The following is a 22,706-nucleotide window of genomic DNA, read 5'->3' on the forward strand; positions in this document are numbered from 1 at the left end:
CGGCGAGCCTCAGTCCTTGTAGTCGGGGGCGATCCGGTCGAGGAGGCGCAGCATGGCCGCCCACGCCAGGTCGTAGGCGCCGTCGTCCTCGAAGTCGCCGGTCTCCTCCCCGGAGAGCTGCCGGGCGGTGTACTCGCACACCTCCTCCGACGGCACGACCAGCGGTCCGCCGCCCGCCTGTGCGGTGACCTGGATCTCGCACGCCTTCTCCAGGTAGTACATGCGCAGGAAGGCCTGGGCGGCGGTCTCCCCGACCGTCAGCAGTCCGTGGTTGCGCAGGATCAGCGCCGGGTGGGTGCCGATGTCGGCGACGAGCCGCTGCTGCTCGTCCAGGTTGAGGGCGACCCCTTCGTAGTCGTGGTAGCCGACACGGTTGTGGAACTCCATCGACATCTGGTTCAGCGGCAGCAGTCCGCCCTGCTGGGCCGCCACGGCGCAACCGGCCTTGGTGTGGGTGTGCAGGACGCAGCGGGCGTCCGGGCGCGCCGCGTGGATGGCGCTGTGGATGACGAAGCCGGCCGGGTTGACCGGGTACGGCGTCGGCTCCACCGGATCGCCCGACAGGTCGATCTTGACGAGGTTGGAGGCGGTGATCTCCTCGAAGAGGAGCCCGTAGGGGTTGATGAGGAAGTGGTGGTCGGGACCGGGCAACCGCAGCGAGATGTGGGTGAAGATCAGGTCCGTCATCCGGAAGTGGGCCACGAGCCGGTAGACGGCGGCGAGTTCGCGACGCAGCCGCAGTTCCTCGTCGGCCGTGGCGGGGGTTTCCGTGGCTGCGGCGGGAAGCACGGTGGTCATACGGTGGCTCCTTCGACGGAGGGGGCGGTGGGGTCGACGACCGGGGTGACCGGGCGCCCGGTGCGGTGCCAGGCGATCACGTTCTCGGCGGGCTTGCACACGTAGGCGCGGCGCGAGGTGTCGGACAGATAGGCGCTGTGCGGGGACAGCCGGATGTCCGGGTGGCCGCGCAGCGGATCGCCCGGCGGCGGGGGTTCGACGGGGAGGACGTCGAGCGCGGCCCCGGCCAGGCGGCCGCTGTCGAGGGCGTCCAGCAGGGCGGCGGTGTCGACGAGTTCGCCGCGGGAGACGTTGACGAACAGGCCACCGGGCCGGAGCCGGCCGAACAGCCGGGCGTCGGCGATCCCGCGCGTGGCGGGGGTGAGCGGTACGTGCAGGGACAGCACGTCGGTGGCGGCGGCCAGGGCGTCGAGGTCGTCGTACCGCTCGACGCCGGCCGGCCAGTCCGCCTGCGCGGTGTGCGGGTCGTGGGCCGCGATCCGGCCGAAGACGGGGGCGGCGAGGGTGGCGAGGTGGCGGGCGATGCGGCCGAGGCCGACCAGGCCCAGGGTCAGTTCGCTCGCGCGGCGGGGCAGCCCGCCCGCGGCGAACTCCTCGTTCCAGCCGCCCGCCCTGACCACGGCGTCGGCCTGCGGGAGGCGGCGGACCAGCGACAGCGCGCAGGCGAAGGCGTGCACGGCGACGTCCTCGGTGGCCACCGACGGCAGGTTGGTCACCCACAGGCCGCGTCGCGCGGCCTCCGCGGTGTCGATCATGTCGTAGCCGGCGGACATGGTGGCGATCATCCGCACCCCGGGGAGACGGTCGAGCAGCGCGGCGTCGACGCGGGCGTATCCGACGATCAGGGCGACGGCGTCCGCGGCGAGCGACGCGATGACGTCGGGGTCGCGGCTGTCGCCGACCCGCACCTCGAAGCCGGCGTCCTCGAGCATCCGCGCCGCCGGCTCGGGATCGAGGTCCTCCGTGTCCGTGAAGACGACTACGGGCCGTCCCATCGATCCTCCACAGATGATTCGTCGGTGAATGTGGAGCTGAACGTACGTTTCGTCTGAGCACTTGTCCAGAGGTGGTCATGTCGTGCGCCCGTGACACCCGTCACCCCGACGGGTGACGGGGAGCGGGTGACCGAGAATGGCAGCGGACCCGGGCGGGGCACGGACCCCGGGCCGCCGAACCGAGGGGATCAGCCCAGGTGGATCTGGACCGCATCGACCTGGCCGTCGTCCGCGAACTGCAGAACGACGGCCGCCTCACCTACGAGACGCTGGCGCAGCGCGTGGGCCTGTCCCGGCCGGCGACCCGGGCCCGCACGCAGCGGCTGCTCGCCTCCGGTGCGGTCCGGGTCGTCGCCGTCGTGCACCCGGTGATCCGCGGGCTGACGGCGTCCGCGCACCTGTCGATCGACACGCGCGGTCCGGCGGAACCGGTGGCGCGGGCGATCGCGGCGATGCCCCAGGCCCCCTTCGTCACGCTCACCGCCGGGCGACGGGCGATCATGGCCGAGCTGCGCACGGAGGGCTTCGACGCCCTGGACCGCACGATCGAGCGGGTGCGGTCGCTGCCCGGCGTCTCTGCCGTGGACCCGCTGATCAGCGTCCGGCACCTGAAGGACCCCTACCTGCTCACCGCGGATCCGGGCGCGCACGAGCTGGACGACACCGACCGGAAGATCCTCGACGAGCTGGAGCAGGACGGCCGGCTGCCGTTCGCCGAACTGGCCGAGCGGGTCGGCCTGTCGCCGGGCGCCACCCGGTTCCGCACCCTGCGCCTGCTGGACGACGGTGTCGCGAAGGTGCTCGCCCTGGTGCGGCCCGAACTGCTGGGCCTCGGCTACCTCTGCGGTTTCGCGGTCCAGGTCGACGGGGTGCGCGAGCCGGTCGCCTCCACGCTCGCGGCCTGGGAGCGGGTGTCGTTCCTGTCGGCGTGCAACGGTCGCGCCGAACTCGTCGGCACGATCAGCGCGGAGTCGCTCGGCGCGGTGCGCACGACCCTCGACGCCATGCGGGCGTGCGAGGGGGTGCGCGGTGTGGAGAGCTGGATGCACCTGGAGCTGATCAAGGAGCGCTACGACATGGGCACGCCGAACGGTACGGCCGCGCCGTGAGCGGACCGTTCGGTGCCGCGAGAGGGCCTTGAAGGACGATCCGTAAGTGAGAGGGCTCAAAACTTCCCAAGATTAATTTCCGTCACCCTCTGGCCAACGTGTCGTTCGTTATCTATCGTCCAGGCGAACGAATCAGCCGTCTGCGCGTCGCCTCGTCGACCCCGGCACCCCCTTGGCCGAAAGCAGGACCCCCATGCACCACGCTCCCGCCGACCCCCGTACCGACCGCACCCTGCTGGTGACCGGTGCCGCCGTGGCGGCGGCCGGCACCGCCGCCCGCGCGGAGGCCCTCGCCGTGCGCGGCGACCGCATCGTGCACGTCGGCACGGCCGAGGACGCCCGCGCGGCCCTCGGCGGCCGGGCCGACGAGACGCTGGAGCTCGACGGCGGCCTGGTGCACCCCGGGTTCGTCGACGCCCACTGCCACCCGGTGATGTACGGGCAGGCCCTGGCCTGGGTCGACTGCCGCCCCGAGCGCGTCCCCGACATCGACACCCTGGTCGCCGTACTGTCCGAGGCCGCACGCGAGCTGCCCGCCGGCGTGCCCGTCCGCGGCTTCGGCTACGAGCACCGCCGCCTCGCCGAGCGCCGCCACCCCACCTGCCACGACCTCGACCGGATCGCCACCGACCGCGAGGTGTACGTGATGAACGCCTCCGGCCACGGAGGCGTCGTCAACACCCACACCCTGCACGCCTGCGGGATCACCGCGGGCACCCCCGACCCGGAGGGCGGCTCCATCGGCCGCTTCGAGAGCGGCGAGCCCGACGGGCAGCTGTGGGACGCGGCCTGCGACCTGCTCACCGGCCCCGCCGGGGTGAAGATCGGCAACCACGGCCCGAACTTCCACCTCTCCGAGCCCGACGACATCATGGCCGACCACCTGCTGCGCGCCCAGGAGACCTTCCTGGCCGCCGGTGTGACCACCGTCGGCGACGCCCAGGCCTCCCGTCGCGAGATGGAGACCTACCTGCGGGCCCGTGAGAGCGGCGCGCTGCGGATGCGCGTCTCGGCGTACCTCACCTCCGCCCTGCTCGACGTGGCCCTCGACCTCGGCGTCGTCCACGGCTTCGGCGACGACCTGTTCCGCGTGCAGGGCGTGAAGTTCTACGCGGACGGCACCCTCGGCGGCTGGACGGCCTACTTCCCGGAGGGCTACGCGGCCGACTGCTGCCACCACGGGCAGCTCTACCACTCGGCCGAGGAGTACGCGGAGCTCGTGCACCGCGCCCACGCCGCCGGACTGCAGACGGCGACCCACGCACAGTCGCCGTTCGCCATCGGCATGGTGCTCGACGCCGTCGACAAGGCACAGGCGGACGTCCCGCGCGCCGACATGCGCCACCGCATCGAGCACTGCGGGCTGCCCACCGACGAGCAGATCACGCGCATGGCCGGTCTCGGCGTCGTGCCGGTCATGCAGCCGCAGCACCACCTGCGCACCGGCGACGGCACCCTCACCGCGATCGGCGACCTCGGCCACCGCTACAACCCGGCCGGGCCGTGCCTGCCGGCCGGCGTCCCCGTGGTGTTCTCCTCCGACGCGCCGGTCGCACCGCCCGCTCCGCTTGAGGCCGTGTCCGCCGCCGCCACCCGGCGCACCGTCCTCGGCACCGTCCTCGGCGACGCGTCACTGCGGCTGCCGGTGTCCGACGGACTGCACGCCCACACCGCCGCCGCCGCCCGCGCCCTGCACCGGGAGCACTCGGTCGGCTCCCTCGCGCCCGGCCTGCTCGCGGACTTCGTGGTCCTCGACGCCGACCCGCTGGACGCGGACCCGTCCGAGCTCGCGTCGATCGGCGTCCGGGAGACCTGGATCGGCGGATCCCGCGCCTGGGCCGCCCCCGGCCGCTGAACCCCCGTCCGCCGCCCCTCCCCCCACCTCTCCTCTCTCCCCACTCCCCGCTCCCCCCGCCGTCCCTCTTCCCGCCGCTCCTGCCGGAGGCTCCCGTGTCCAAGCCAGCCAAGTCAGCGAAGCAGCAGAACCCGCTGAGATCCGCCTTCGCCGCCCTCGCCGGAACGTCCATCGAGTGGTACGACTTCTACGCCTTCGCCACCGCCGCGGCCATCGTCTTCGACGACGTCTTCTTCCCCGCGGACATGCCGCCCGTGCTCCGCACCATGTCCGCGTTCGCCACGTTCGCCGTGGGCTTCCTGCTCCGCCCGCTCGGCGGCATCGTCTTCGGGCACATAGGCGACCGCGTCGGCCGTAAGAACACGCTCGTCATCACCCTCATGATGATGGGTGTCGCGTCGTTCGCGATCGGCCTGCTGCCCACCTACGCGCAGGTCGGCGCGCTCGCGCCGACGCTGCTGATCATCCTCCGGCTCATCCAGGGCATCGCCATCGGCGGCGAGTGGGGCGGCGCGGTGCTGATCGCCGTCGAGAACGCACCGAAGGGCAGGGCCACGTTCTTCGGCTCCTTCGCCCAGTTGGGCTCCTCGGTCGGCGCGCTCCTGTCGACCGGCGCGTTCTCGCTGATGCACCTGTGGGGTGACGAGGCGTTCAAGACCTGGGGCTGGCGCGTGCCGTTCCTCGCCTCCGCCGTGCTGGTCGTCATCGGACTGCTCATCCGGCTGAAGCTGGAGGAGGCACCGGTCATGGACGAGATCCGCGCCCAGCGGACGGTGCAGGACAAGCTCCCGGTCGTCGAGGTGTTCCAGACCTCCTGGCGCACCGTCCTCGTCGGCGTCTTCGCCCTGGCCACGGCCACCGGCGGCTACTACATCGTCACCAGCTACCTGCTGACGTACGGCACCGACGAGCTGGGCCTGTCCGAAGCCATGCTGCTCAACGGACTGACCCTGGCCGCCTTCGTCGAACTGGTCGTCACCCCCGGCCTGTCCTGGCTGGGCGACCGCGTCGGCGCGCACAAGGTCGTCATCGCCGGCCTGTTCGGTGTCGTCGTCCTCTCCGTCCCGCAGTTCCTCGTCATGGGCACGGGAAGCGTCTTCCTGATCTACGCGGCCATGATGGCGATGCGCTTCACGATGTCGGCGCTGTACGGACCGATCGCCGCGATCCTCGCCGAGGGCTTCCCGCCCCGGGTCCGCTACACCGGGATCTCGCTGTCCTACCAGATCTGCAACATGATCTTCGGTGGCTTCGCCCCGCTGGCCGCGCTGTCGCTGACGGCGCTGGTCGGGGGCCACTACTGGCCGGCCGCGGCACTGCTGATGCTCATCTCGGCCGTCGGCATCTGGTGCACGGCGCTCCTGCGCCGGATGCGGGACACCTACCCGGAGCCGCTGACCACCGACCGGGACGCGGTGCCGGCCGGAGTGTGACCGGGCACCGGACGGCATGTGCCACACCTGCTCCACCACGCGCGGCCTGCGGCCCTCCCCGCAGGCCGCGCGCGGCGTTTCACCTCCGCCGCCCGCGACGGAACGACGGACGGCCACCCCGGCCACACGCCACAGACCGACGAGCCCCGGACCGGCCTTCCGGCACCGGACGACGACCGGCGGGGTGACCGTCACCGAGCCGCTCACCGTCGAGCCGGTGGGGACGCCGGACGACCCCGAGCAGGCGACGCCGACCCATGTCGAGCACGGCGAACCGGACCGGGCCGAGGTGGCGACACTCCGAGCCTCTGTGGAAGCACTCGGGGGACGGCTGCGTGTGGTCGCGGACTTCGGAGACGCGGAGTACACCGTCGCCTGAGCCGGCTGCCGCTCTTGACGTCCGGCACGGACAGCTCTTCGGCGCGCTCCAGGACCCGGGGAAGCACCCGCGGGGCAGGGAAAGCCCTCGGCAACGAAGAAGGCCCAGGTCTCTGACCTGGGCCTTCAGTAGGGAGCGGGTGGCGAGGAGCGGACCCGCGCTCCCGGTCCGGGGAGCGACGGCGCTTGCGTGACCGTGTGGCGGCCGGCCCGCAGGAGCCCCCGGGGTCAGGCCGTGGGCCGGGTCGCCCGGCCCACGCTCATGTAGGTGAAGCCCGCCTGTGACAGGGTGGCCGGATCGAGCAGGTTGCGGCCGTCGAAGAGGAGCGGGCGGCGCATGCGGCGGGCCGCGGTCGGCCAGTCGGCGGCCCTCAGCTCCGGCCACTCGGTCACCACGATCGCCGCGTCCGCACCCGTCACCGCCTCCAGCGGTGAGGCGTGCCGCGTCACCGAGGTCCACGGCTCGACCGGACCGGGGCGACCCATCGGGTCCCAGCCGGTCACCTCGGCCCCCTCGGCGAGCAGCCGTGAGGCGATCACCGCGCTGGGGGCCTCGCGCATGTCGTCGGTGCCCGGCTTGAAGGTCAGGCCGAGCAGCGCGACCCGGCGGCCCCTGAGGCCGCCGAGCTCCTCCTTCAGGCGCTGCACCGCCCGCCTCGGCTGCAGCTCGTTGACCTCGATGACGGCGTTGAGCAGCTGGAAGGGGTAACCGGAGTTGCTGGCCATGGCCCGCAGCGCGCGGGTGTCCTTGGGGAAGCACGAGCCGCCGTAGCCGAGGCCGGCGTGGAGGAAGTGCGGGCCGAGCCGGTGGTCCATGCCGACGGCCCGGGAGACCCGCCGGATGTCCGCCCCGGTCGCCTCGCACACCGCGGCGATCTCGTTGATGAAAGTGATCTTCGTGGCGAGCAGGGCGTTGGAGGCGAGCTTGACCATCTCGGCGGAGGCCACGTCCATGATCTCGACCGGCGCGCCGATCCCGTCGTACAGGTCCCGCACCCAGTGGGCCGTGGCCTCGTCCGAGGCGCCGATCACCACCCGGTCGGGGTGCAGGAAGTCCTCGACGGCCCTGCCCTCGGCGGTGAACTCGGGGTTGGACGCGTATCCCACGTGGCCGAGCCCGGCCTCGTCGAGCGCGGCCCGCACCCGGGCGCCGGTGCCCACCGGCACCGTGCTCTTCACGACCACCGCGACGAGGGGCGAGGTGGCCTCGAGCGCGTCGACGACCGACCAGATCCGGGACAGGTCCGCGTCGCCCGACGCCGTGGGCGGGGTGTCGACGCAGACGTACACGGCCTCGGCGTCCCGCAGGGCCTCCCGGGCGTCGAGCGTGAACGAGAGCCGCTCCTTGTTCTGGGCGATCAGATCGCCGAGCCCGGGCTCGAAGAAGGGCACCTCCCCGGAGTGCAGCATCCGGATCCGCTCCGGCTGGATGTCGCGCACCACCACCCGATGACCGAGCTGGGCGAAGCACGCACCGGTCACCAGGCCGATGTAGCCCGCGCCGAAGACGGCGATGTTGCGTGGGATGTCGATCATTGGCGGAAGTCGTCCTCCGTCGTGACGCCCTAGTTCCGGCGTCCCTGGTTTCTGGGGTGGTTGCGGGCCGTGCGCTCGTTGCCGAACTTGTAGGAGCCGGTCCAGCGTGCCATCACCTCCTGCGCGTCGCCGGTCTCCACCTCCTCGGTGAAGCGGACGGCGCGCTGGCCGCGCAGTGTGGTGGCCCTGCGGCCCCGGTGGGTGATGACGACGGTGCCGTCGGCACGCGTCTCGTAGCTGAATCCGAACGGTGCGGGCATGACCGGCTCCACCTCGTGTCTGTCGTGTCGTGCGGGTGCTGTGTCGGTGCGTGGACGTCGGTGCGCGACAGTCGGTGCACAACAGTCGGTGCACCGGCGCCGCGGGGCGACCGCCCTTGCGCAACCGTCGGTGAACAAGGGCCGTGGGGCAACCGCCTTCAGGCAACCGGCGATGCATTGGCGCCACGGGGCGACCGCCTGTGCGCACCCGTCGGTCCACCGGCGCCGCGGGGCAGCCCCGGTGCACGACCGACGGCGGGCGGGCAGCGGTGCGCGCGGACTCTAGCCGGTGTGGCGGACCGTCCCGTCCGGGACGGCCGGTGCCGACGGGTGGTGCACCGGGAGGGGGAGTGGGACCGTTCCCTCCTCTTCGGCGAGGCGGGCGCGGGCGAAGAGGCGCACCAGTGGGTGCAGCCGGTAGCCGTACCCGCCGCGCCACCGGACCACCTCGCACCAGTGGGCCTCGGCGAGTCCCGCGAGCAGTTCCTCCGCCCGGTCGGGAGCGGTTCCGAGTGCCCCCGCGGCGGCGTGCGGCAGCAGCGGGTGCGGGCCGAGGGCCGAATGGAACCGCAGGACGCGCCGGCTCTGCGGGTCCAGCCTGCGGTACCCCGTCCACAGGCGGTCGGCCAGGGACAGGTCGGACAGGGTGAGTTCGGCCAGGGTGCGCCGGGGCTCGGCCAACCGGTCCGCGAGCCGGGCCAGCGGCCAGTGCGGCCGGGACGCGGCCCGGCCGCCGGCGATGCGCAGGGCGAGAGGGAGCCCGGCGCAGGTCCGGACGATGCCGGCCGCGGCGCCCGGCTCGGCCGAGGCGCGGGAGCCTCCCGCCAGCTTCTCGAAGAGGGCGCGCGCGTCCGCCGCGGGCAACGGCCCGAGCGGGGTGCGCCCCGGTCCGTCGAGGGCGTGCAGGCCCGAGCGGCTGGTGACCAGGGTCGCGCAGCCGCCGGTCGCGGGCAGCAGCGGACGGACCTGCCGCTCCCCGGCCGCGTCGTCGAGGACGAGCAGCAGCCGGCGGCCCGCGGTCCGGGTCCGGTAGGCGCGGACCCGTTCGTCGAGCGTGCCGGGGGTCCGTCCGGCCGGAACGCCGAGCAGGCGCAGCAGCTCGCCGAGCGCGTCCACCGGGTCCAGCGGGTCGGGGCCCGAGCCGCGCAGGTCGAGGTGGATCTGCCCGTCCGGGTAGTGGTCCGCGACGCGGTGCGCGGTCACGAGGGCGAGCGCCGTCTTGCCGACGCCGGGCATGCCGGTCACCGCCTGGACGGCCGGGCCCGGACGTTCCCCGGTGAGTGCCTCGGCCAGCCGCGCCGCCTCCTGTTCGCGCCCGGTGAAGTCGGGCGGTACGGGCGGGAGTTCGGCGGGCGCGGGCGGCCCGGGCCGGTCCGCGGCCGCACCGGCGGCCGCCGCGGCCCGGGCCGTGGTGCGCGGCAGCAGCGACGGGTGCCCGGTGAGCAGCGCCTGGTGCAGCCGCTGGAGTTCCGCGCAGGGTTCCAGGCCCAGCTCCTCGGCGAGCGTGGCGCGCGCGGCCCGGTAGGCGGCGAGCGCGTCGGCCTGCCGCCCGGAGCGGTACAGGGCGGTCATCAGCTGGCCGCGCAGCCCCTCGCGCAGCGGGTTGGCCGCGATCAGCGCGATGAGTTCGGGGATGACCTCGGCGTGCCGCCCGAGTTCCAGGTCGGCGCTCAGGCGCTGCTCCAGGACGGTGAGCCGCTCCTCCTCGAGCCGGTCGCGTTCCAGGTCGGCGAGCGGGTCGCAGACCCCGCCGAGGGCCGTGCCGCGCCAGACGCCGAGCGCCCGGCGCAGCATCCGGGCAGCTGTGCCGGGAGTGCCGCCGGCGAGCGCTCCGGCGCCGCGCGCCGCGTACCGCCGGAACTCCAGGAGGTCGACCCCGACGCCGTGTTCCGGCAGCCGGAGCAGGTAACCGGGGCGGCGGCGCTCCACCGCGACGGCGGGGCCGAGCAGCCGGCGCACCCGGGAGGCGTAGGTGTGGATCTGGGCCGAGCAGGTGGCGGGCGGCGACTCGCCCCACAGCAGTGCGGTGAGTTCGGTGTCGGGCACGACCCGGCCCCGGGCGAGCAGCAGGGCGGCCAGTACGGTCCGGGGCTTGGCCCCGCGCAGGTCGACCGGTTCGCCGCCGCGGTGGGCCTCGATCGGCCCCAGCAGGTTCAGGGTCAGGCTGTCCTCCGCGGCCACGGTGCTCACGGGCCCCAGATGTTGACCGGCTTGGCGGCCGTGAGGGGGGCGCCCTGCGGGGCGCCGACCGCGGTCACGTACCGGTCGGACGCCGGTCCCCCGGTGGCGCCCGCGACGGTGACGGCCGCGGCGAACGCGGCGGTGAGGGCGACGGTGGACGTGGTGAGGATGCGGAACGAGAGTTTCATCGGTACCCCTGTGGACAAAACGGTCGTCTGGTTCCGGCCGGATGGGCACGCGGACGCGCTTCGGCCGGACCCTTCCGGGGTGGTCCGCGCCGTGAGCGCGGTGCCCCTTCCGGTGACACCACTGTGATCGTCGCCGTCGGCCGGGGACAGGGGTTACCCGTGTCAGGGAGCTGCAATGGCAGGACCCTGACAAGGCGGCCGGGGTGGGGCGGACGCGCCGGAAACCGCGGTGGCCCGCGGTCCTCAGCGCTCGCTCTGCTCGCCGAGCAGCTCGACGAGGAGGGGCAGCGGCACGGAGGAGTGCCTGCTGAACCGGGGTCCGCCGGCCGCGCAGCGGTCGAGGACCGTGTCACAGCACCGCTCCGCCTCGGCCAGGGTGGGCCGTTCGACGAAGAGCACCGCTTCCACGGACCGGCCGCACGGCTGGGCGTAGATGTGTTCCACGCCGTCGCCCGGGCGGACGGCCGCCCACAGCAGGGCGCGGGTCTCCGGGAGCGAGGGCGAGGGGGCGCCGTCGGCGAGATCGAGCCGGACGTTCACTAGATACACAACGTTCGCCCCACAAAGATTTTCCTGGTCTCTCTGAAAACAGCACAGATTTCCGGCCATCGCATAGAGTGTGGCTCCACAGCGGCACTCTGGCCTGAAAACGCCGGAGCCGTGGGCGGTCGCCCGGGCCGCCACCCTTGGGGGAGGGAAGCATGCTTGGGGAACTGGGCCTCGGCCCTGACGAGGAGGCCGTGTACCGGACCATGCTCGCGGAGGGGGCGGGCGGCGTGGCCGGTCTCCGCGAGGCGCTGGGCTGGAGCGAGGAGCGCACCTGCGCGGCGCTCGACCGGCTGGCCGCCCTCTCGCTGGTGCGGCCGTCGCCGGACGGCGGTCCCGGCCGGGCCGTCGACCCGGAGGTCGGCCTGACGTCGCTGCTCATCGACCAGGAGGCCGAAGTCCTGGAGCGCCAGCGGCAGATCAGGGCGAGCCGCCTCGCGGTGACCCGGATGGTCGCCGACATCCGCGCCGCCAGCGGCCGGGCCACCGAGGTGGACAAGCTCCGGAGCATGGACCAGATCCAGTCGAGGATCGAGCACCTCGCCGACACCTGCACCACCGAGATCGCGGCGTTCGTCCCCGGCGGCGGGCAGAGCGAACGGCACCTGGAGGCGGCCCGGCCGCTGGACCGGGCCGCCACCGACCGGGGCGTGCGGCTGCGGTACGTCTTCCTGGACAGTGCCCGCAACTGCCCGGCCACCCGGGCGTACGCGGAGTGGCTCACCGAACGCGGCGGCCAGGTGCGCACCGCGCCCCGGCTGCCGTCGCGGATGCTGGTCTACGACCGCGTCACGGCGATCCTGCCGACGGATCCGGCCGCCGCCGACCTGGGCGCCCTGGTGCTGCACGGCACCGGTGCGGTCGCCGCCCTGATGACCCTCTTCGACCAGACCTGGCAGCAGTCGTGCCCGCTGGGCGAGGCCGTCGCGACCCGGACCGGCGACGACCGGCCGTCGCCGCCGGAGCAGGCCGTGCTCGAACTGCTCGCGGAGGGGATGACGGACGACGCGATGGCCCGCCAACTGGGCGTGTCGGTGCGCACCGTCCGGCGCATCACCGCCGACCTGATGCACCGTCTGGGCGCGCGCAGCCGGTTCGAGGCGGGTGTGCTCGCGCACAGCAGGGGCTGGGTGCAGCGCTGATCTCCCGTCCGGCATGCCCGGTCACCGTCCCGTTCTCCTCGTGCGGCCGCGCGCCCATGGTGTCAGCAGTTCCTACTTTTCCTCTGCACCGGCCATCTGCAGGGCCTCCCGGTCGGCCCCGGCCTGTCCCCGGAACCAGTCGATCGTCTCGATCAGACCGCGCTCGGTGCTGAACTCCGGGCTCCAGCCCAGCTCTTCGCGTGCCCGCGTGATGTCGGGCCGCCGGACGGAGGGGTCGTCGACCGGCCGGGGCACGTGGACGATGCCGGAGGTGGACGCCGTCAGATCGCGGATCCACTCGGCGAGCCGGAGGACCGGGATCTCCTCCTGGTCGCCGAGGTTGAGCGGCCCCGCGAGCCGCGCGTCGGTCATCCGCACCAGGCCGTCGACCAGATCGGACACGTAACAGAGCGAGCGCGTCTGCGAGCCGTCGCCGGCCACGGTGATCGGCTCGTGGGCGAGCGCCTGCCGGATGAAGGTGGGCACGGCGCGGCCGTCGTGGGCGCGCATCCGGGGGCCGTAGGTGTTGAAGATCCGCACGATGCCGGTGTCGACGCCGAAGGTCCTGCGGTACGCCATGGTGAGGGCCTCGGCGTACCGCTTGGCCTCGTCGTACACCGAGCGCGGGCCGACCGGGTTGACGTTGCCCCAGTAGCTCTCCGGCTGGGGGTGCACCAGCGGGTCGCCGTACGTCTCCGACGTGGAGGCGAGCACGAACCTGGCGCCCTCGGCGCGGGCGAGGTCCAGCAGGTGCCGGGTGCCCTCGGAGCCCACGCGCAGGGTCTCCAGGGGCAGTTCGAGGTAGTCGACCGGTGAGGCGGGCGACGCCAGGTTGAGTACGGCGTCGACCCTCCCCGTGATCGGCGGCGGCCCCTCGCAGACGTCGGCCTCGATCAGCCGGAACCGGCTCTCGCCGGCGAGGTGGGCCACGTTCCGGGCGCTCCCGGTGACGAAGTTGTCGACGCAGACGACCCGCCAGCCGTTCGTGAGCAGCCGCTCGCACAGATGTGAGCCGACGAAGCCCGCGCCACCGGCCACCACCGCTGTCCTGGTCATTCCAATCCCTCCCTGAATCCCTGCGGAATATCCGTGTGCAGGGCATGCCCGTGATACCCGCGGGGGAATTCGGTGAAGGCCCCCGGGCGTCCCGGTATTTGACCGCACAGGGAATTCTGGTGCAACGCTGTGTTCTTCACGTCCGACGGCGGTGTGAGGTTCTCATGCCGGGGTGAAGAACTCATGCCGGGTTCCGGGCTGGTTTCTTCACGCGAAATCGGTGAGGCAGGCACTACCGAATGCGCCGGCCCGCGCCGCAGAATCGGTGCATCGAAAGCGGTAGAAAAGAATCCGGGTCACCGGACCGGTGTATGGGGATCCGGCCGCACGCCACACGAGGAGCAGCCCGCATGACGCAGAACGCGATCACCGCAGAGAACGTCGAAGAGCTCATCGCCAAGAACCTCACGGAGCGGTTCGACGACGACCACGAGGTCCTCAAGCTCTCCCAGCACTTCCGCCGCGAGGGGTACGTCAAGCTGCCCGGCCTGGTCTCCGAGGAGGTCTTCGAGGCGGTCGCCGCCGAGACCCACCGGCTGCTCGACACGCACCAGAAGCGCATCGACATCCGTCTCAAGGAGACCGGCGACTCGCCGCGCTTCATGTCCACCGTCGGCCAGAAGGCGATCGCCGCCGACGGCTCGCTGATCCCGGCCGTCTACGAGTCGCCGGCGCTCAAGGGCTTCCTCTCCCGCCTCGCGAAGGAGGAGGTCGTGGACTGCCCGTGGGACGAGGAGAAGTACATCATCACCCGCCAGCACCAGAAGGGCGACACCCACGGCTGGCACTGGGGCGACTTCAGCTTCACGGTCATCTGGCTGATCGAGGCGCCCGCCCTGGAGTACGGCGGCATGCTCCAGTGCGTTCCGCACACCGACTGGAACAAGGACGACCCGCGCGTCGAGGAGTACCTGCAGCAGCACCCGATCCGCTCCTACGGCCACGCCCGGGGCGACCTGTACTTCCTGCGCTCGGACACCACGCTGCACCGCACGGTCCCGCTGAACGCCGACAAGACCCGCATCATCCTCAACACCTGCTGGGCGAGCCGCGCGGACAGCCAGAAGGCGACCACCCACGAGACGATGAACGCGATGTTCGACTGATTCGGAGGGGACGGACGACGAGCGGGGAGCAGCAGAGGATGACCGGGATGCCTGCCGTTCTTTCCATCACCGCGATGGTGCCCTGTTACAACGAGGAGGAATGCATCGAGCGGGCATACCTGGAAATCAGCAGGGAGATATACAGGTACGAGGATTCCGAGATCCTCTTCGTCGACGACGGAAGCACCGACGGGACGCTCGACATCATCAAGCGGATCGCCCGCGAGGATCCACGCGTCCGGTACCTCTCCTTCGCTCGGAACTTCGGCCTCGAATCCGCCTTCACCGCGGGATTCGCGTACGCGTCGAAGGAGTGGACCGTCCAGCTCGACGCCGACCTGCAGTCCCCGCCCGCCGAACTCCACAAGCTGGCGCGGCGGGCCGTGGAGGGCGGCTACGACGCGGTCTTCGCGGTCCGCGCCGGCCGGCAGGACCCCTGGTACCGCCGCCTCGGGACCATCGGCCACCAGGCCGTCGCCACCCGCGTCCTGGGCATCGAACTGCCCGTGCGCGCCTCGGTGTTCCGCGTGGTGCGCACCGTGGTGGCCCACAAGGTCGCCGACTGCGAGGTCAGCACCCCGTACTTCCTCGCCACCCTGCCGCTGATCGGCGCCCGCTACACCACGGTGGAGACCGCGCACGCGGCCCGGGTGGCCGGACGGGCCAAGTGGTCGCTCGGCAAGCTGTTCCGGCACGCCGCCGACCTCTTCGTCGGCTTCTCCTACCGGCCGCTCGCCCTCATCTACCTCGCGGCGGCCGCCGCCGCGGTGGGGGCCGGGGCGCTGACGCTGCTCCGGGGCGACGTCCGGCTGCTCGCCACGGCGTCCGTCCTGCTGCACGCCTTCGGCCTGGGCGCGCTCGCGCTGCTGGCCCGCTACCTGGTGCGCATCATGCGCGGCGGCGAGGGCCTGCCCCGCTACCAGATCCGGGAGGCCAACGTGCCCGTGCGGCCGCGGGACGACCTCTACGCCCACCGCCACGCACCCACCGGCCGGGCCGCGCCCGCGCCACTGCCGCAGACAGGGAACCTGCCATGACCAAGCCCCACATCCTCGTCCTCGGCGGGGGCGAGGACCAGCTCCCCGCCTACCACGAGGCCCGCCGCCTCGGTTACGGGGTCATCGGCGTCGACCAGCGGCCGCAGGCGCTGGGCGCGGCGGCCGCCGACCACTTCCTGTGCATGACCACCCGGGCCCCCGAGCGGATCGCCGCCGCGGTCGGCCACCTCGACGTCGCCGCGGTGATCTCACCGGCCAGCGACGCCGCGCAGGAGTCGGTGGCCGAGCTCAGCCGGATCCTCGGCACCCCGCACCAGCCGGCCCCGGACGCGGTGCGGGCCTCCGTGGACAAGGGCTACTTCCACACCGTCCTGGAACGCATCGGGCTGCCCGGCTACGGCCACCTGCGGTCCAAGGACCCGGACGAGCTGCGTCTGGCCGCGGCCACGCTGCCGTTGCCCGTCATCGTGAAGCCGAACGACTCCTCCGGCAGCAAGGGCGTGCGGGTCGTCGCCGACCCGGCGGCGCTGCCCGCGGCGCTGGCCGAGGCACGGGCGTACTCCTTCTCCGGCGAAGTGATCGTCGAGGAGATGCTGCTGGGCCAGCACCTGTCCGCCGAGGCGTTCCTGCGCGACGCGAAGCTCGCGACCATCGCGGTCACCGAGCGCGCCACCACCGGCGCACCCCACATGATCACCACCGCGCACACGGTGCCCGCCGAGCTCACGCCCGCCACCGAGATCCGGCTGCGCTCCATGATCATGGACATCTGCGTCGCGCTCGGCCACACCGACGGCCCGGTCAACTTCGACTTCGTGGTCGACCGCACCGAGGAGATCCGCTTCATCGAGATGGGCGCCCGGCTCGGCGGCAACGGCATGCCGCTGCTCGTCCGGCACGCCTACGGCATCAACACGTACGAGGCGGCCCTGCGCCTGGCGCTCGGCCAGGACTTCGACCTGGCGCCCCGCCACGACAAGAAGACCGCCCTGCAGATCCTGACCACCGACACCGACGGCGTCCTGCGCACCGTCGAGGGCGAGGACGCGGTCCGGGCCCTGCCCCAGACCGCCGAGCTGAGGCTCTTCGCGGGCCCCGGCAGCCAGGTCCGCCGCTACACCCAGGCCGGCCGCAAGCTCGGCTACCTCCTGCTCGTCGCGGACGGCTACGCCGAGCTCCGGGCGGCACAGGAACAGGCCCGGGCCCTGCTGCGCTTCGGCGTGGAGCCCGCCGCCCCCGTCCCGGCCCGCCGCCCCGAACCCCTTACGGAGAAAGTTCGTTGAACACCGTACGGCGCAACGCGCCCTTCCTGGTCCTCGCCGCGCTCGCCGCGGTCTTCGCCGGCATCGTCTGGTTCGCCATGCCCCACGACCGCGAGGTCAAGAGCCTGGGCATCCTGCTGTTCAAGCTGGTGCCCTTCGTGCTCGCCACCGAGGCGATCGCCCGGCTCGACCCGGTCTGGGCCCAGCGGATCCGCCTCCAGCTGGTGATCCCGGTCTGCTTCCTCGTCTACTTCCTCTACTTCGTGCCGAAGATCTTCTTCGTCGCCGAGAACCACCCCGAGCTCTACTACTACGTCCTCACGCTGACCCCGTTCGTCATCCTCAGCTTCGTCCTCTCCTTCCGCATCGGCGGCGGCGCCGCCCACCTGGTGCGCCGGCTCTCCTACGCGATGATCCTGCTGATGCTGTCCGGTCTCGAGGACCTGGCCTTCCTCACCGTGAACGAGCACACCGACCCGGCGTGGCAGACCATCCCCGAGGTGTGGACCTGGGCCTCGCACATGACGGTCCGCCTCGGCCACCCGGCGAGCAAGTACGAGGCGTTCGCCTTCATCGCCGTGCACGTCGTGCTGGCGCTGCTCGTCCTGTTCGCCCCCCAGCGCTGGTTCGCCCCCCTCGCCCGGGTGTTCCGCCGCACCCCCGTCCAGGCCTCCACCGCAGGCTGACCGGCGAAGGACCGAACGAGATGTTCCTCCGAGAGGCGTTGTACGTCCCCGTCTCCTGCGCCCGTCAGTACGGCACCCGCGGCGCCCTGCGCCGGCGCCAGCTCGTCCAGCTCAACAGGATGCTGGCGCACGCCAGGACCGAGGTGCCGTACTACCGCGACGACCCCGCCTACCGGACCGGCCCGCTGCGCTCCCTCGCCGAGGTAGCGAAGCTCCCGGTCCTGAGCAAGGAGGTGCTGCGCAGCCGCCCCCTGGAGGAACTCCTCGCCGACGGGGCCGACCCCGCCCGGCTGCCCACCTTCCGCACCAGCGGCTCCACCGGCCGCCGGGTGACGGTCGTCCACGACCGCAACAGCCACGACTACCACATGGCCGCCTGCGTCCGCCGGTTCCTGGCGACCGGGCGCTACCTGCCCACCCACCGGCTCTCCCACATCAGGCCCTTCGCGCCGCCCTCGCGGGGCTTCGAGAGGTTCGGCCTCTTCCGCCGCCACGTGCTGCTCACCGACCGGCCGATGGACGACATCAAGGCCGAACTCCTCGCCGCACGCCCCCAGGTGCTCATCGGCTACCCGGTCCACCTGCGCGCCCTGCTGCGCGCGCTGACCCCGGCCGAGCTGGCGACGCTGCGCCGCACCCTGCGCCTGGTCATGACCGAGTCCGAGCTCCTCGTCGACGCCCACCGAACCCTGTTCGAAAGGGAGTTCGGTGCCCCGGTGCACGACGAGTACTCGGCCTTCGAAGTGCTCAACATCGCGTACGAGTGCCGGCACGGGCGGGCCCACCTCGCCGAGGACCGGCTCCTCGTGGAGATCCTCGACGCGGACGGACGGCCGCTGCCGGACGGCGCCGAGGGCCGGGTGGTGGCGACCGCGTTCATGGAACGCGCGATGCCCCTGATCCGGTACGACCTGGGCGACGTCGGCCGGATCGAGACCCGGCCGTGCCCGTGCGGGCGGCGCTTCCGCACGCTGCGGCTGACGGTGGGCCGGGTCAACGACTCGGTGCTGCTGCCGACCGGACGCCAGCTCTACCCGGACACCTTCCTGCACCTGGCGGCGACCTTCCCGGGCATCGCCGAGTGCGGCGTGCACCAGGACCGCACGGGAGCGGTGCGCCTCGACGTGGTCCCGTCCGGGCCCCTGGACCGGGACGGGTGGGCCGCGGTGGCCGAGGGGGTGCGGGAGCGGCTGCACACCGTGGCCGGCTGCGCCTTCCCGCTCGAGGTCGTCCGGGTGGACCGGGTGGAGATCACCGCGGGCGGCAAGGGCCGTTTCGTCACCTCCGAGATGGCGGCGGCGCGGCCCGGGCCGACGGGGCCGGCGTGAGAACGGCGCCGGGCGCGGACGCCGGGGCGCAGAGGTCCTGGCGTCCCGGCCCCCGCCGCCTCGCCTCGCTCCTCGCCGGGCGCACCGCCTTCCGGCTCACGCTGCTCGGCGCCAACACCGCGCTCCTGGCGAGCTGGGGGCAGGGACCGTACGAGCGGTACGCCGCGGCCATGGGCACGGCCCAGGTGCTCACCACCGTCACCTCGCTCGGCATCGAGAAGTCCGCGCTCAAGCTGGTGCCCCGGGCCCGCCGCACCGGACCCCAGCTGATCACCGTGTTCCTGTGCTGCGCGGGCGTGCTCACCGCGGCCGTCGTGCTCTGGCTGGCCGGCACGGCGCTGCTGCACCCCCCGCGGGGCGGTGCCGTGGCGTTGCTGGCCGGTCTGTACATGGCGCTGCTCGGCCTGAACACCGTCCTGGTCGGGCTGTGCAGGGCGCTCGGCCGGGACCGCGCCGACATCGCCAACTTCACCGCCCTGTCGTTGCTCGTGGTGACCGGAACCGGCGGGGCGACCCTGCTCGGCTGGGGCCCCGAGGGGTTCACCGGCTGGATCCTCGGCGGCACCGCCCTGCTCAACCTGGCCCACGTCCCGGCCCTCCTGCGGTCCGCCGCCCGCCCGGTACGCCGGGGCGCGGCCGGGCCGGCGGTGTCCACCTCGGCGCTGATGGCCTGCGGCGACGTGGCGGCGGCCGGCACGGTCAGCATCCTCTTCGCCCTGCTCGGGGCCTCCCGGCACCACGAACAGACCGGCCACCTCTACCTGATGGTGCTCGCCTCCTCGGTGCTGCTCAACGGCTTCGGCTACCTCCTGCGGCTGTTCCAGCCGCACGTGTCGCTGACCCTGCGGTCGCTGGACGCCGCGGAGCTCGACCGCCGGGTGGTGCGCCGGCTGCTCCCGCTGGCGGCGGCGGGTGCCGCGTGGACCGCCGCCGCCCTGCTGCTCGCCCGGTTCGTCCAGGACTCCGGCCTCCTGCCGCCCCCCGTCGTGGTGCTGCTCCTGTACGTCCTGTGCATCCCCCTGGTCTTCGCGATGGGGAGCCTCAACTACCTGCTCGAGAACGCCGGCGCGCGCACCCTGCGGGCCACCGCCGCCGCCTCCGCCGCGGGCCTGGTCTGCGCGGTGCTGCTCGGGACGCTCCTGGTGCCCGTGCTCGGCGCGCTCGGCGCGGTCGGCGCGCTCGCGGCGGGCGAGGCGGCCCACGCCCTGGCCGCGTGGCTGCTGCTCGGCCCGTCCTCGCGCAGCCGGCGTCCGCCCGTGCCCGCCGCGGTCGCCGCGGCCCCCACCGACCTGGGAGTCCCCCGATGAACGACGCCCCGAACCGCCGCCCCGAACCCCCCGCCTGGCGCGGCGTCGTCTACCCGCTGCTGATCTCGGCCGCCGCCCTGGGCGTCCTCCTCGCCGTGCTCGGACTCGGCCTCGGGGCCCCCGACCCGGTGGCGGACCAGGCGGCGCGCGGCGGCGCCCCGCCGGTCGCCGCCGCGCACGCCGGGGAGACCGTCCTCAGGGTGGTGACCGCCGTCGCCGCGGTCGCCGCGGTCGCGGCCGGCGGCGGTCTCCTCGCCCGCCGCCTCGGCCAGCCGCCGGTCATCGGCGAGATCGCCACCGGCCTGCTGCTCGGCCCGTCCTTCCTGGCCGGGCTGTGGCCCGGTGCGACCGAGCTGTTCTACCCCGCGTCGGCGGAGCCCGTGCTCGGCCTGCTCGCCCAGGCCGGCCTGATCCTGTTCATGTTCGCGGTCGGCTCCGAGTTCGACGCCTCCCAGCTGCGCCGCAGCGGCCGGGTGGTGGGCGCGGTCAGCCAGGGCAGCATGATCGTCCCGTTCGCCCTCGGGGTGGTCTCCGCGGGCCTGGTGTACCGGGAGTTCGCCGCCGACGGGATCGGGTTCGTACCGTTCGCGATCTTCCTCGGCACGGCGATGAGCATCACCGCCTTCCCGGTGCTCGCCCGGATCGTGCAGGAGTCGGGCCTGGCCCGGCACCCGCTCGGCACCATGGCCATGACGTGCGCGGCCGCCTGCGACGTGATCGCCTGGTGCGCCCTGGCCACGGCCCTGGCGGTGGCCGGCGCGGGCAGCGTCTGGGGCGCCGGCGGCACCGTGCTCCTCGCCGCGGGGTTCGCGGTGGCCGTCCTGGTCCTCGGCCGGCCGCTGGCGCGGGCCGCCGACCGCTGGGCGGACCGCGTGCGGGTGCCGCCCACGGCCCGCCTGCTCGCCCTGCTGCTGCTCGCCTTCTCGCTCGCCCGGGTCACCGACCTGATGGGCGTCCACTCGATCTTCGGGGCGTTCCTCGCCGGCCTGCTCGTGCCGCACCGCTCCGGCAGTGGGCTGACCGCCGTGCAGCTGCGCCTGGACGCGCTCAACCGGCGGCTGCTGCTGCCGCTGTTCTTCGTCTCCGTCGGCATGACGGTCGACCTCACCCGGGTGACCGCGCACGGCTCGCTGCTCGTCGCCGGGGCCGTCGCGGTCGTCACGGCCGTGGCCGGCAAGCTCGTCGGCACCGGCCTGACCGCCCGCTCCTGCGGCCTGTCCTGGCGGATGTCGCTCGGCCTCGGCGTCCTGCTCAACGCGCGGGGCGTCACCGAGGTCGTCGTGCTGCGCGCGGGTCTCGACGCGGGCCTCATCAACCAGAACGCCTTCACCGTCCTGGTCGTGATGGCCCTGCTGACCACGGTGATGACCGGCCCCGCGCTCGGTCTCCTCAAGCTGTCCCGGCGGCCCCCGGCCGCCCCCGTCGCCCCCCTCCGCTTCGCCGGCTCCCCGCAGCGGGAGCGGCTGGAAAGGAACTCCGCATGAACACCGTGCCCCCCGCCCCCTCCGCCTTCCCCGCCTCCCCCGTCTCGCTCGTGACCGGAGGGGCCGGCTTCATCGGCTCCCACGTGGCCCGCGAACTCCTGGCCCGCGGCCACCGCGTGGTCGTCCTCGACGACCTCAGCGGCGGCACCGGCGCCAACGTCCCGGACGGCGCCGAGTTCCGGCACGGCAGCGTCTGCGACCCCGAGGTCGTCGACGCCGTCTTCGCCTCCCACCGCATCGACTACGTCTTCCACCTCGCCGCGTACGCCGCCGAGGGCCTGAGCCACTTCATCAAGCGCTTCAACTACATGAACAACGTGGTCGGCAGCGTCAACCTGATCAACGCCGCCGTCAACGCGGGCACCGTGAAGTGCTTCGTGTTCACCTCGTCCATCGCGGTCTACGGCGCCAACCAGCTGCCGATGAGCGAGGAGCTGGTGCCGGCGCCGGAGGACCCGTACGGCATCGCGAAGTTCTCCGTGGAGCAGGAACTGCGGGTCAGCCACGAGATGTTCGGCCTCCCGTACGTCATCTTCCGGCCGCACAACGTCTACGGCGAGTACCAGAACATCGGCGACCGCTACCGCAACGTCATCGGCATCTTCATGAACCAGGCGCTGCGCGGCGAGGAGTTCACGGTCTTCGGCGACGGCGAGCAGACCCGGGCCTTCAGCTACATCAGGGACGTGGCCCCGGCCATCGCCCGCTCGGTGGAGCTGCCCGCGGCGTACAACGAGATCTTCAACATCGGCGGCGACCAGGTCTACAGCGTCAACCGCATCGCCGCCGCGGTCTGCGAGGCCATGGGGGTGGAGCTGCGGGTCAACCACCTCCCGGAGCGCAACGAGGTGCGCGACGCGTACGCCACGCACGAGAAGGCCCACAAGGTGTTCGGGTCACCCGACCTGCCCGTCGGGCTGGAGGAGGGCATCGGGCGCATGGCCGCCTGGGTCAAGGAGGTGGGCCCGCAGGAGCCGTCGGTGTTCTCGGGCATCGAGGTGGTCCGCAACCTGCCCCCGTCCTGGCGGGCGGCCCTGGAGGAGCGGCGCACCATATGA

The 22,706-nt window shown here is 73.1% G+C and carries 21 protein-coding genes; 13 read left to right on the top strand and 8 right to left on the bottom strand.

Features of this window, described 5'->3' with window-relative positions; translation table 11 throughout:
- Window positions 1-9: 9 nt before the first annotated feature.
- Both CP969_RS20610 and CP969_RS20615 read right to left on the bottom strand, forming a co-directional pair.
- The gene (locus CP969_RS20610; protein WP_016825374.1) at window positions 10-798 is read right to left on the bottom strand and encodes a class II aldolase/adducin family protein; all 789 of its coding nucleotides are present in this window, start codon (window positions 796-798) and stop codon (window positions 10-12) included.
- Window positions 795-1,793, bottom strand: a complete 999-nt coding sequence (locus tag CP969_RS20615; protein WP_004985581.1) for a C-terminal binding protein — start codon at window positions 1,791-1,793, stop codon at window positions 795-797. Before CP969_RS20615 ends, CP969_RS20610 begins: the two co-directional genes overlap by 4 nt.
- 197 nt (window positions 1,794-1,990) lie before the next feature.
- On the opposite strand from CP969_RS20615, the gene CP969_RS20620 reads away from it, so the two are divergent.
- From CP969_RS20620 to CP969_RS33905, 4 genes are all read left to right on the top strand, one after another.
- Window positions 1,991-2,902, top strand: coding sequence for an Lrp/AsnC family transcriptional regulator (locus CP969_RS20620; protein WP_016825373.1), 912 nt, complete (start codon window positions 1,991-1,993; stop codon window positions 2,900-2,902).
- A 193-nt stretch (window positions 2,903-3,095) separates the two neighbouring features.
- Window positions 3,096-4,757: an amidohydrolase gene (locus CP969_RS20625; RefSeq protein WP_004985577.1), complete on the top strand. Its 1,662-nt coding sequence runs from the start codon at window positions 3,096-3,098 to the stop codon at window positions 4,755-4,757.
- Between the two features lie 95 nt (window positions 4,758-4,852).
- Complete coding sequence (locus CP969_RS20630) at window positions 4,853-6,190, top strand: MFS transporter (protein ID WP_004985574.1); 1,338 nt, start codon at window positions 4,853-4,855, stop codon at window positions 6,188-6,190.
- Window positions 6,191-6,374: 184 nt separating this feature from the next.
- Window positions 6,375-6,569 (top strand): hypothetical protein, encoded by a 195-nt coding sequence (locus CP969_RS33905; RefSeq protein ID WP_016825372.1) that lies wholly within the window; start codon window positions 6,375-6,377, stop codon window positions 6,567-6,569.
- Window positions 6,570-6,796: 227 nt separating this feature from the next.
- Here the strand turns inward: CP969_RS33905 and CP969_RS20640 are convergent, their stop codons facing one another.
- From CP969_RS20640 to CP969_RS20655, 5 genes are all read right to left on the bottom strand, one after another.
- Window positions 6,797-8,104 carry a UDP-glucose dehydrogenase family protein gene (locus CP969_RS20640; protein WP_004985568.1) on the bottom strand — a complete coding sequence of 436 codons (1,308 nt, stop codon included), beginning with the start codon at window positions 8,102-8,104 and terminating at the stop codon, window positions 6,797-6,799.
- A 29-nt stretch (window positions 8,105-8,133) separates the two neighbouring features.
- The gene (locus CP969_RS20645; protein WP_026085019.1) at window positions 8,134-8,364 is read right to left on the bottom strand and encodes a hypothetical protein; all 231 of its coding nucleotides are present in this window, start codon (window positions 8,362-8,364) and stop codon (window positions 8,134-8,136) included.
- 282 nt (window positions 8,365-8,646) lie between these two features.
- The gene (locus tag CP969_RS20650; protein ID WP_016825370.1) at window positions 8,647-10,554 is read right to left on the bottom strand and encodes an AfsR/SARP family transcriptional regulator; all 1,908 of its coding nucleotides are present in this window, start codon (window positions 10,552-10,554) and stop codon (window positions 8,647-8,649) included.
- Window positions 10,551-10,733, bottom strand: a complete 183-nt coding sequence (locus tag CP969_RS33910; protein ID WP_016825369.1) for a hypothetical protein — start codon at window positions 10,731-10,733, stop codon at window positions 10,551-10,553. Before CP969_RS33910 ends, CP969_RS20650 begins: the two co-directional genes overlap by 4 nt.
- 243 nt (window positions 10,734-10,976) lie before the next feature.
- Window positions 10,977-11,273: a hypothetical protein gene (locus tag CP969_RS20655; protein WP_016825368.1), complete on the bottom strand. Its 297-nt coding sequence runs from the start codon at window positions 11,271-11,273 to the stop codon at window positions 10,977-10,979.
- Window positions 11,274-11,434: 161 nt separating this feature from the next.
- On the opposite strand from CP969_RS20655, the gene CP969_RS20660 reads away from it, so the two are divergent.
- Entirely contained in the window at window positions 11,435-12,421 is a 987-nt protein-coding gene (locus CP969_RS20660) for a helix-turn-helix domain-containing protein (protein WP_016825367.1), read from the top strand.
- 72 nt (window positions 12,422-12,493) lie between these two features.
- Here the strand turns inward: CP969_RS20660 and CP969_RS20665 are convergent, their stop codons facing one another.
- The gene (locus CP969_RS20665) at window positions 12,494-13,477 is read right to left on the bottom strand and encodes a UDP-glucuronic acid decarboxylase family protein (RefSeq protein ID WP_026085016.1); all 984 of its coding nucleotides are present in this window, start codon (window positions 13,475-13,477) and stop codon (window positions 12,494-12,496) included.
- A 350-nt stretch (window positions 13,478-13,827) separates the two neighbouring features.
- Here CP969_RS20665 and CP969_RS20670 point away from each other — a divergent pair, with 350 nt between their 5' ends.
- Genes CP969_RS20670 through CP969_RS20705 form a run of 8 tightly spaced genes read left to right on the top strand, consistent with a single transcriptional unit; the run spans window position 13,828 to window position 22,706 of the window.
- The gene (locus CP969_RS20670) at window positions 13,828-14,583 is read left to right on the top strand and encodes a HalD/BesD family halogenase (protein WP_016825365.1); all 756 of its coding nucleotides are present in this window, start codon (window positions 13,828-13,830) and stop codon (window positions 14,581-14,583) included.
- Between the two features lie 47 nt (window positions 14,584-14,630).
- A complete protein-coding gene (locus CP969_RS20675) occupies window positions 14,631-15,620 on the top strand; it encodes a glycosyltransferase family 2 protein (RefSeq protein WP_223887090.1) in 990 nt (329 codons plus the stop codon).
- Window positions 15,617-16,864, top strand: coding sequence for an ATP-grasp domain-containing protein (locus tag CP969_RS20680; protein ID WP_004985554.1), 1,248 nt, complete (start codon window positions 15,617-15,619; stop codon window positions 16,862-16,864). Before CP969_RS20675 ends, CP969_RS20680 begins: the two co-directional genes overlap by 4 nt.
- A complete protein-coding gene (locus CP969_RS20685) occupies window positions 16,861-17,529 on the top strand; it encodes a hypothetical protein (protein ID WP_016825363.1) in 669 nt (222 codons plus the stop codon). Before CP969_RS20680 ends, CP969_RS20685 begins: the two co-directional genes overlap by 4 nt.
- Window positions 17,530-17,549: 20 nt before the next feature.
- Window positions 17,550-18,857, top strand: a complete 1,308-nt coding sequence (locus CP969_RS20690) for a phenylacetate--CoA ligase family protein (protein ID WP_016825362.1) — start codon at window positions 17,550-17,552, stop codon at window positions 18,855-18,857.
- The gene (locus CP969_RS20695; RefSeq protein WP_150474952.1) at window positions 18,854-20,164 is read left to right on the top strand and encodes a hypothetical protein; all 1,311 of its coding nucleotides are present in this window, start codon (window positions 18,854-18,856) and stop codon (window positions 20,162-20,164) included. Before CP969_RS20690 ends, CP969_RS20695 begins: the two co-directional genes overlap by 4 nt.
- On the top strand, window positions 20,161-21,648 hold the full coding sequence (locus tag CP969_RS20700) for a cation:proton antiporter (RefSeq protein ID WP_150474953.1): 1,488 nt from the start codon (window positions 20,161-20,163) through the stop codon (window positions 21,646-21,648). The genes CP969_RS20695 and CP969_RS20700 overlap by 4 nt, the downstream gene beginning before the upstream one ends.
- Entirely contained in the window at window positions 21,645-22,706 is a 1,062-nt protein-coding gene (locus CP969_RS20705) for an NAD-dependent epimerase/dehydratase family protein (RefSeq protein ID WP_016825359.1), read from the top strand. The genes CP969_RS20700 and CP969_RS20705 overlap by 4 nt, the downstream gene beginning before the upstream one ends.

The sequence above is a fragment of the Streptomyces viridosporus T7A genome (assembly GCF_008704515.1).
Classification (GTDB): Bacteria; Actinomycetota; Actinomycetes; order Streptomycetales; family Streptomycetaceae; genus Streptomyces; species Streptomyces viridosporus.

Coding starts and splice junctions, on each gene's coding strand:
- CP969_RS33910 (WP_016825369.1), bottom strand. CDS start 10,733: ATGAAACTCTCGTTCCGCATCCTCACCACGTCCACCGTCGCCCTCACC.
- CP969_RS20625 (WP_004985577.1), top strand. CDS start 3,096: ATGCACCACGCTCCCGCCGACCCCCGTACCGACCGCACCCTGCTGGTG.
- CP969_RS20675 (WP_223887090.1), top strand. CDS start 14,631: ATGCCTGCCGTTCTTTCCATCACCGCGATGGTGCCCTGTTACAACGAG.
- CP969_RS20670 (WP_016825365.1), top strand. CDS start 13,828: ATGACGCAGAACGCGATCACCGCAGAGAACGTCGAAGAGCTCATCGCC.
- CP969_RS20680 (WP_004985554.1), top strand. CDS start 15,617: ATGACCAAGCCCCACATCCTCGTCCTCGGCGGGGGCGAGGACCAGCTC.
- CP969_RS20700 (WP_150474953.1), top strand. CDS start 20,161: ATGAACGACGCCCCGAACCGCCGCCCCGAACCCCCCGCCTGGCGCGGC.
- CP969_RS20665 (WP_026085016.1), bottom strand. CDS start 13,477: ATGACCAGGACAGCGGTGGTGGCCGGTGGCGCGGGCTTCGTCGGCTCA.
- CP969_RS20660 (WP_016825367.1), top strand. CDS start 11,435: ATGCTTGGGGAACTGGGCCTCGGCCCTGACGAGGAGGCCGTGTACCGG.
- CP969_RS20615 (WP_004985581.1), bottom strand. CDS start 1,793: ATGGGACGGCCCGTAGTCGTCTTCACGGACACGGAGGACCTCGATCCC.
- CP969_RS20690 (WP_016825362.1), top strand. CDS start 17,550: ATGTTCCTCCGAGAGGCGTTGTACGTCCCCGTCTCCTGCGCCCGTCAG.
- CP969_RS20610 (WP_016825374.1), bottom strand. CDS start 798: ATGACCACCGTGCTTCCCGCCGCAGCCACGGAAACCCCCGCCACGGCC.
- CP969_RS20705 (WP_016825359.1), top strand. CDS start 21,645: ATGAACACCGTGCCCCCCGCCCCCTCCGCCTTCCCCGCCTCCCCCGTC.
- CP969_RS20645 (WP_026085019.1), bottom strand. CDS start 8,364: ATGCCCGCACCGTTCGGATTCAGCTACGAGACGCGTGCCGACGGCACC.
- CP969_RS20640 (WP_004985568.1), bottom strand. CDS start 8,104: ATGATCGACATCCCACGCAACATCGCCGTCTTCGGCGCGGGCTACATC.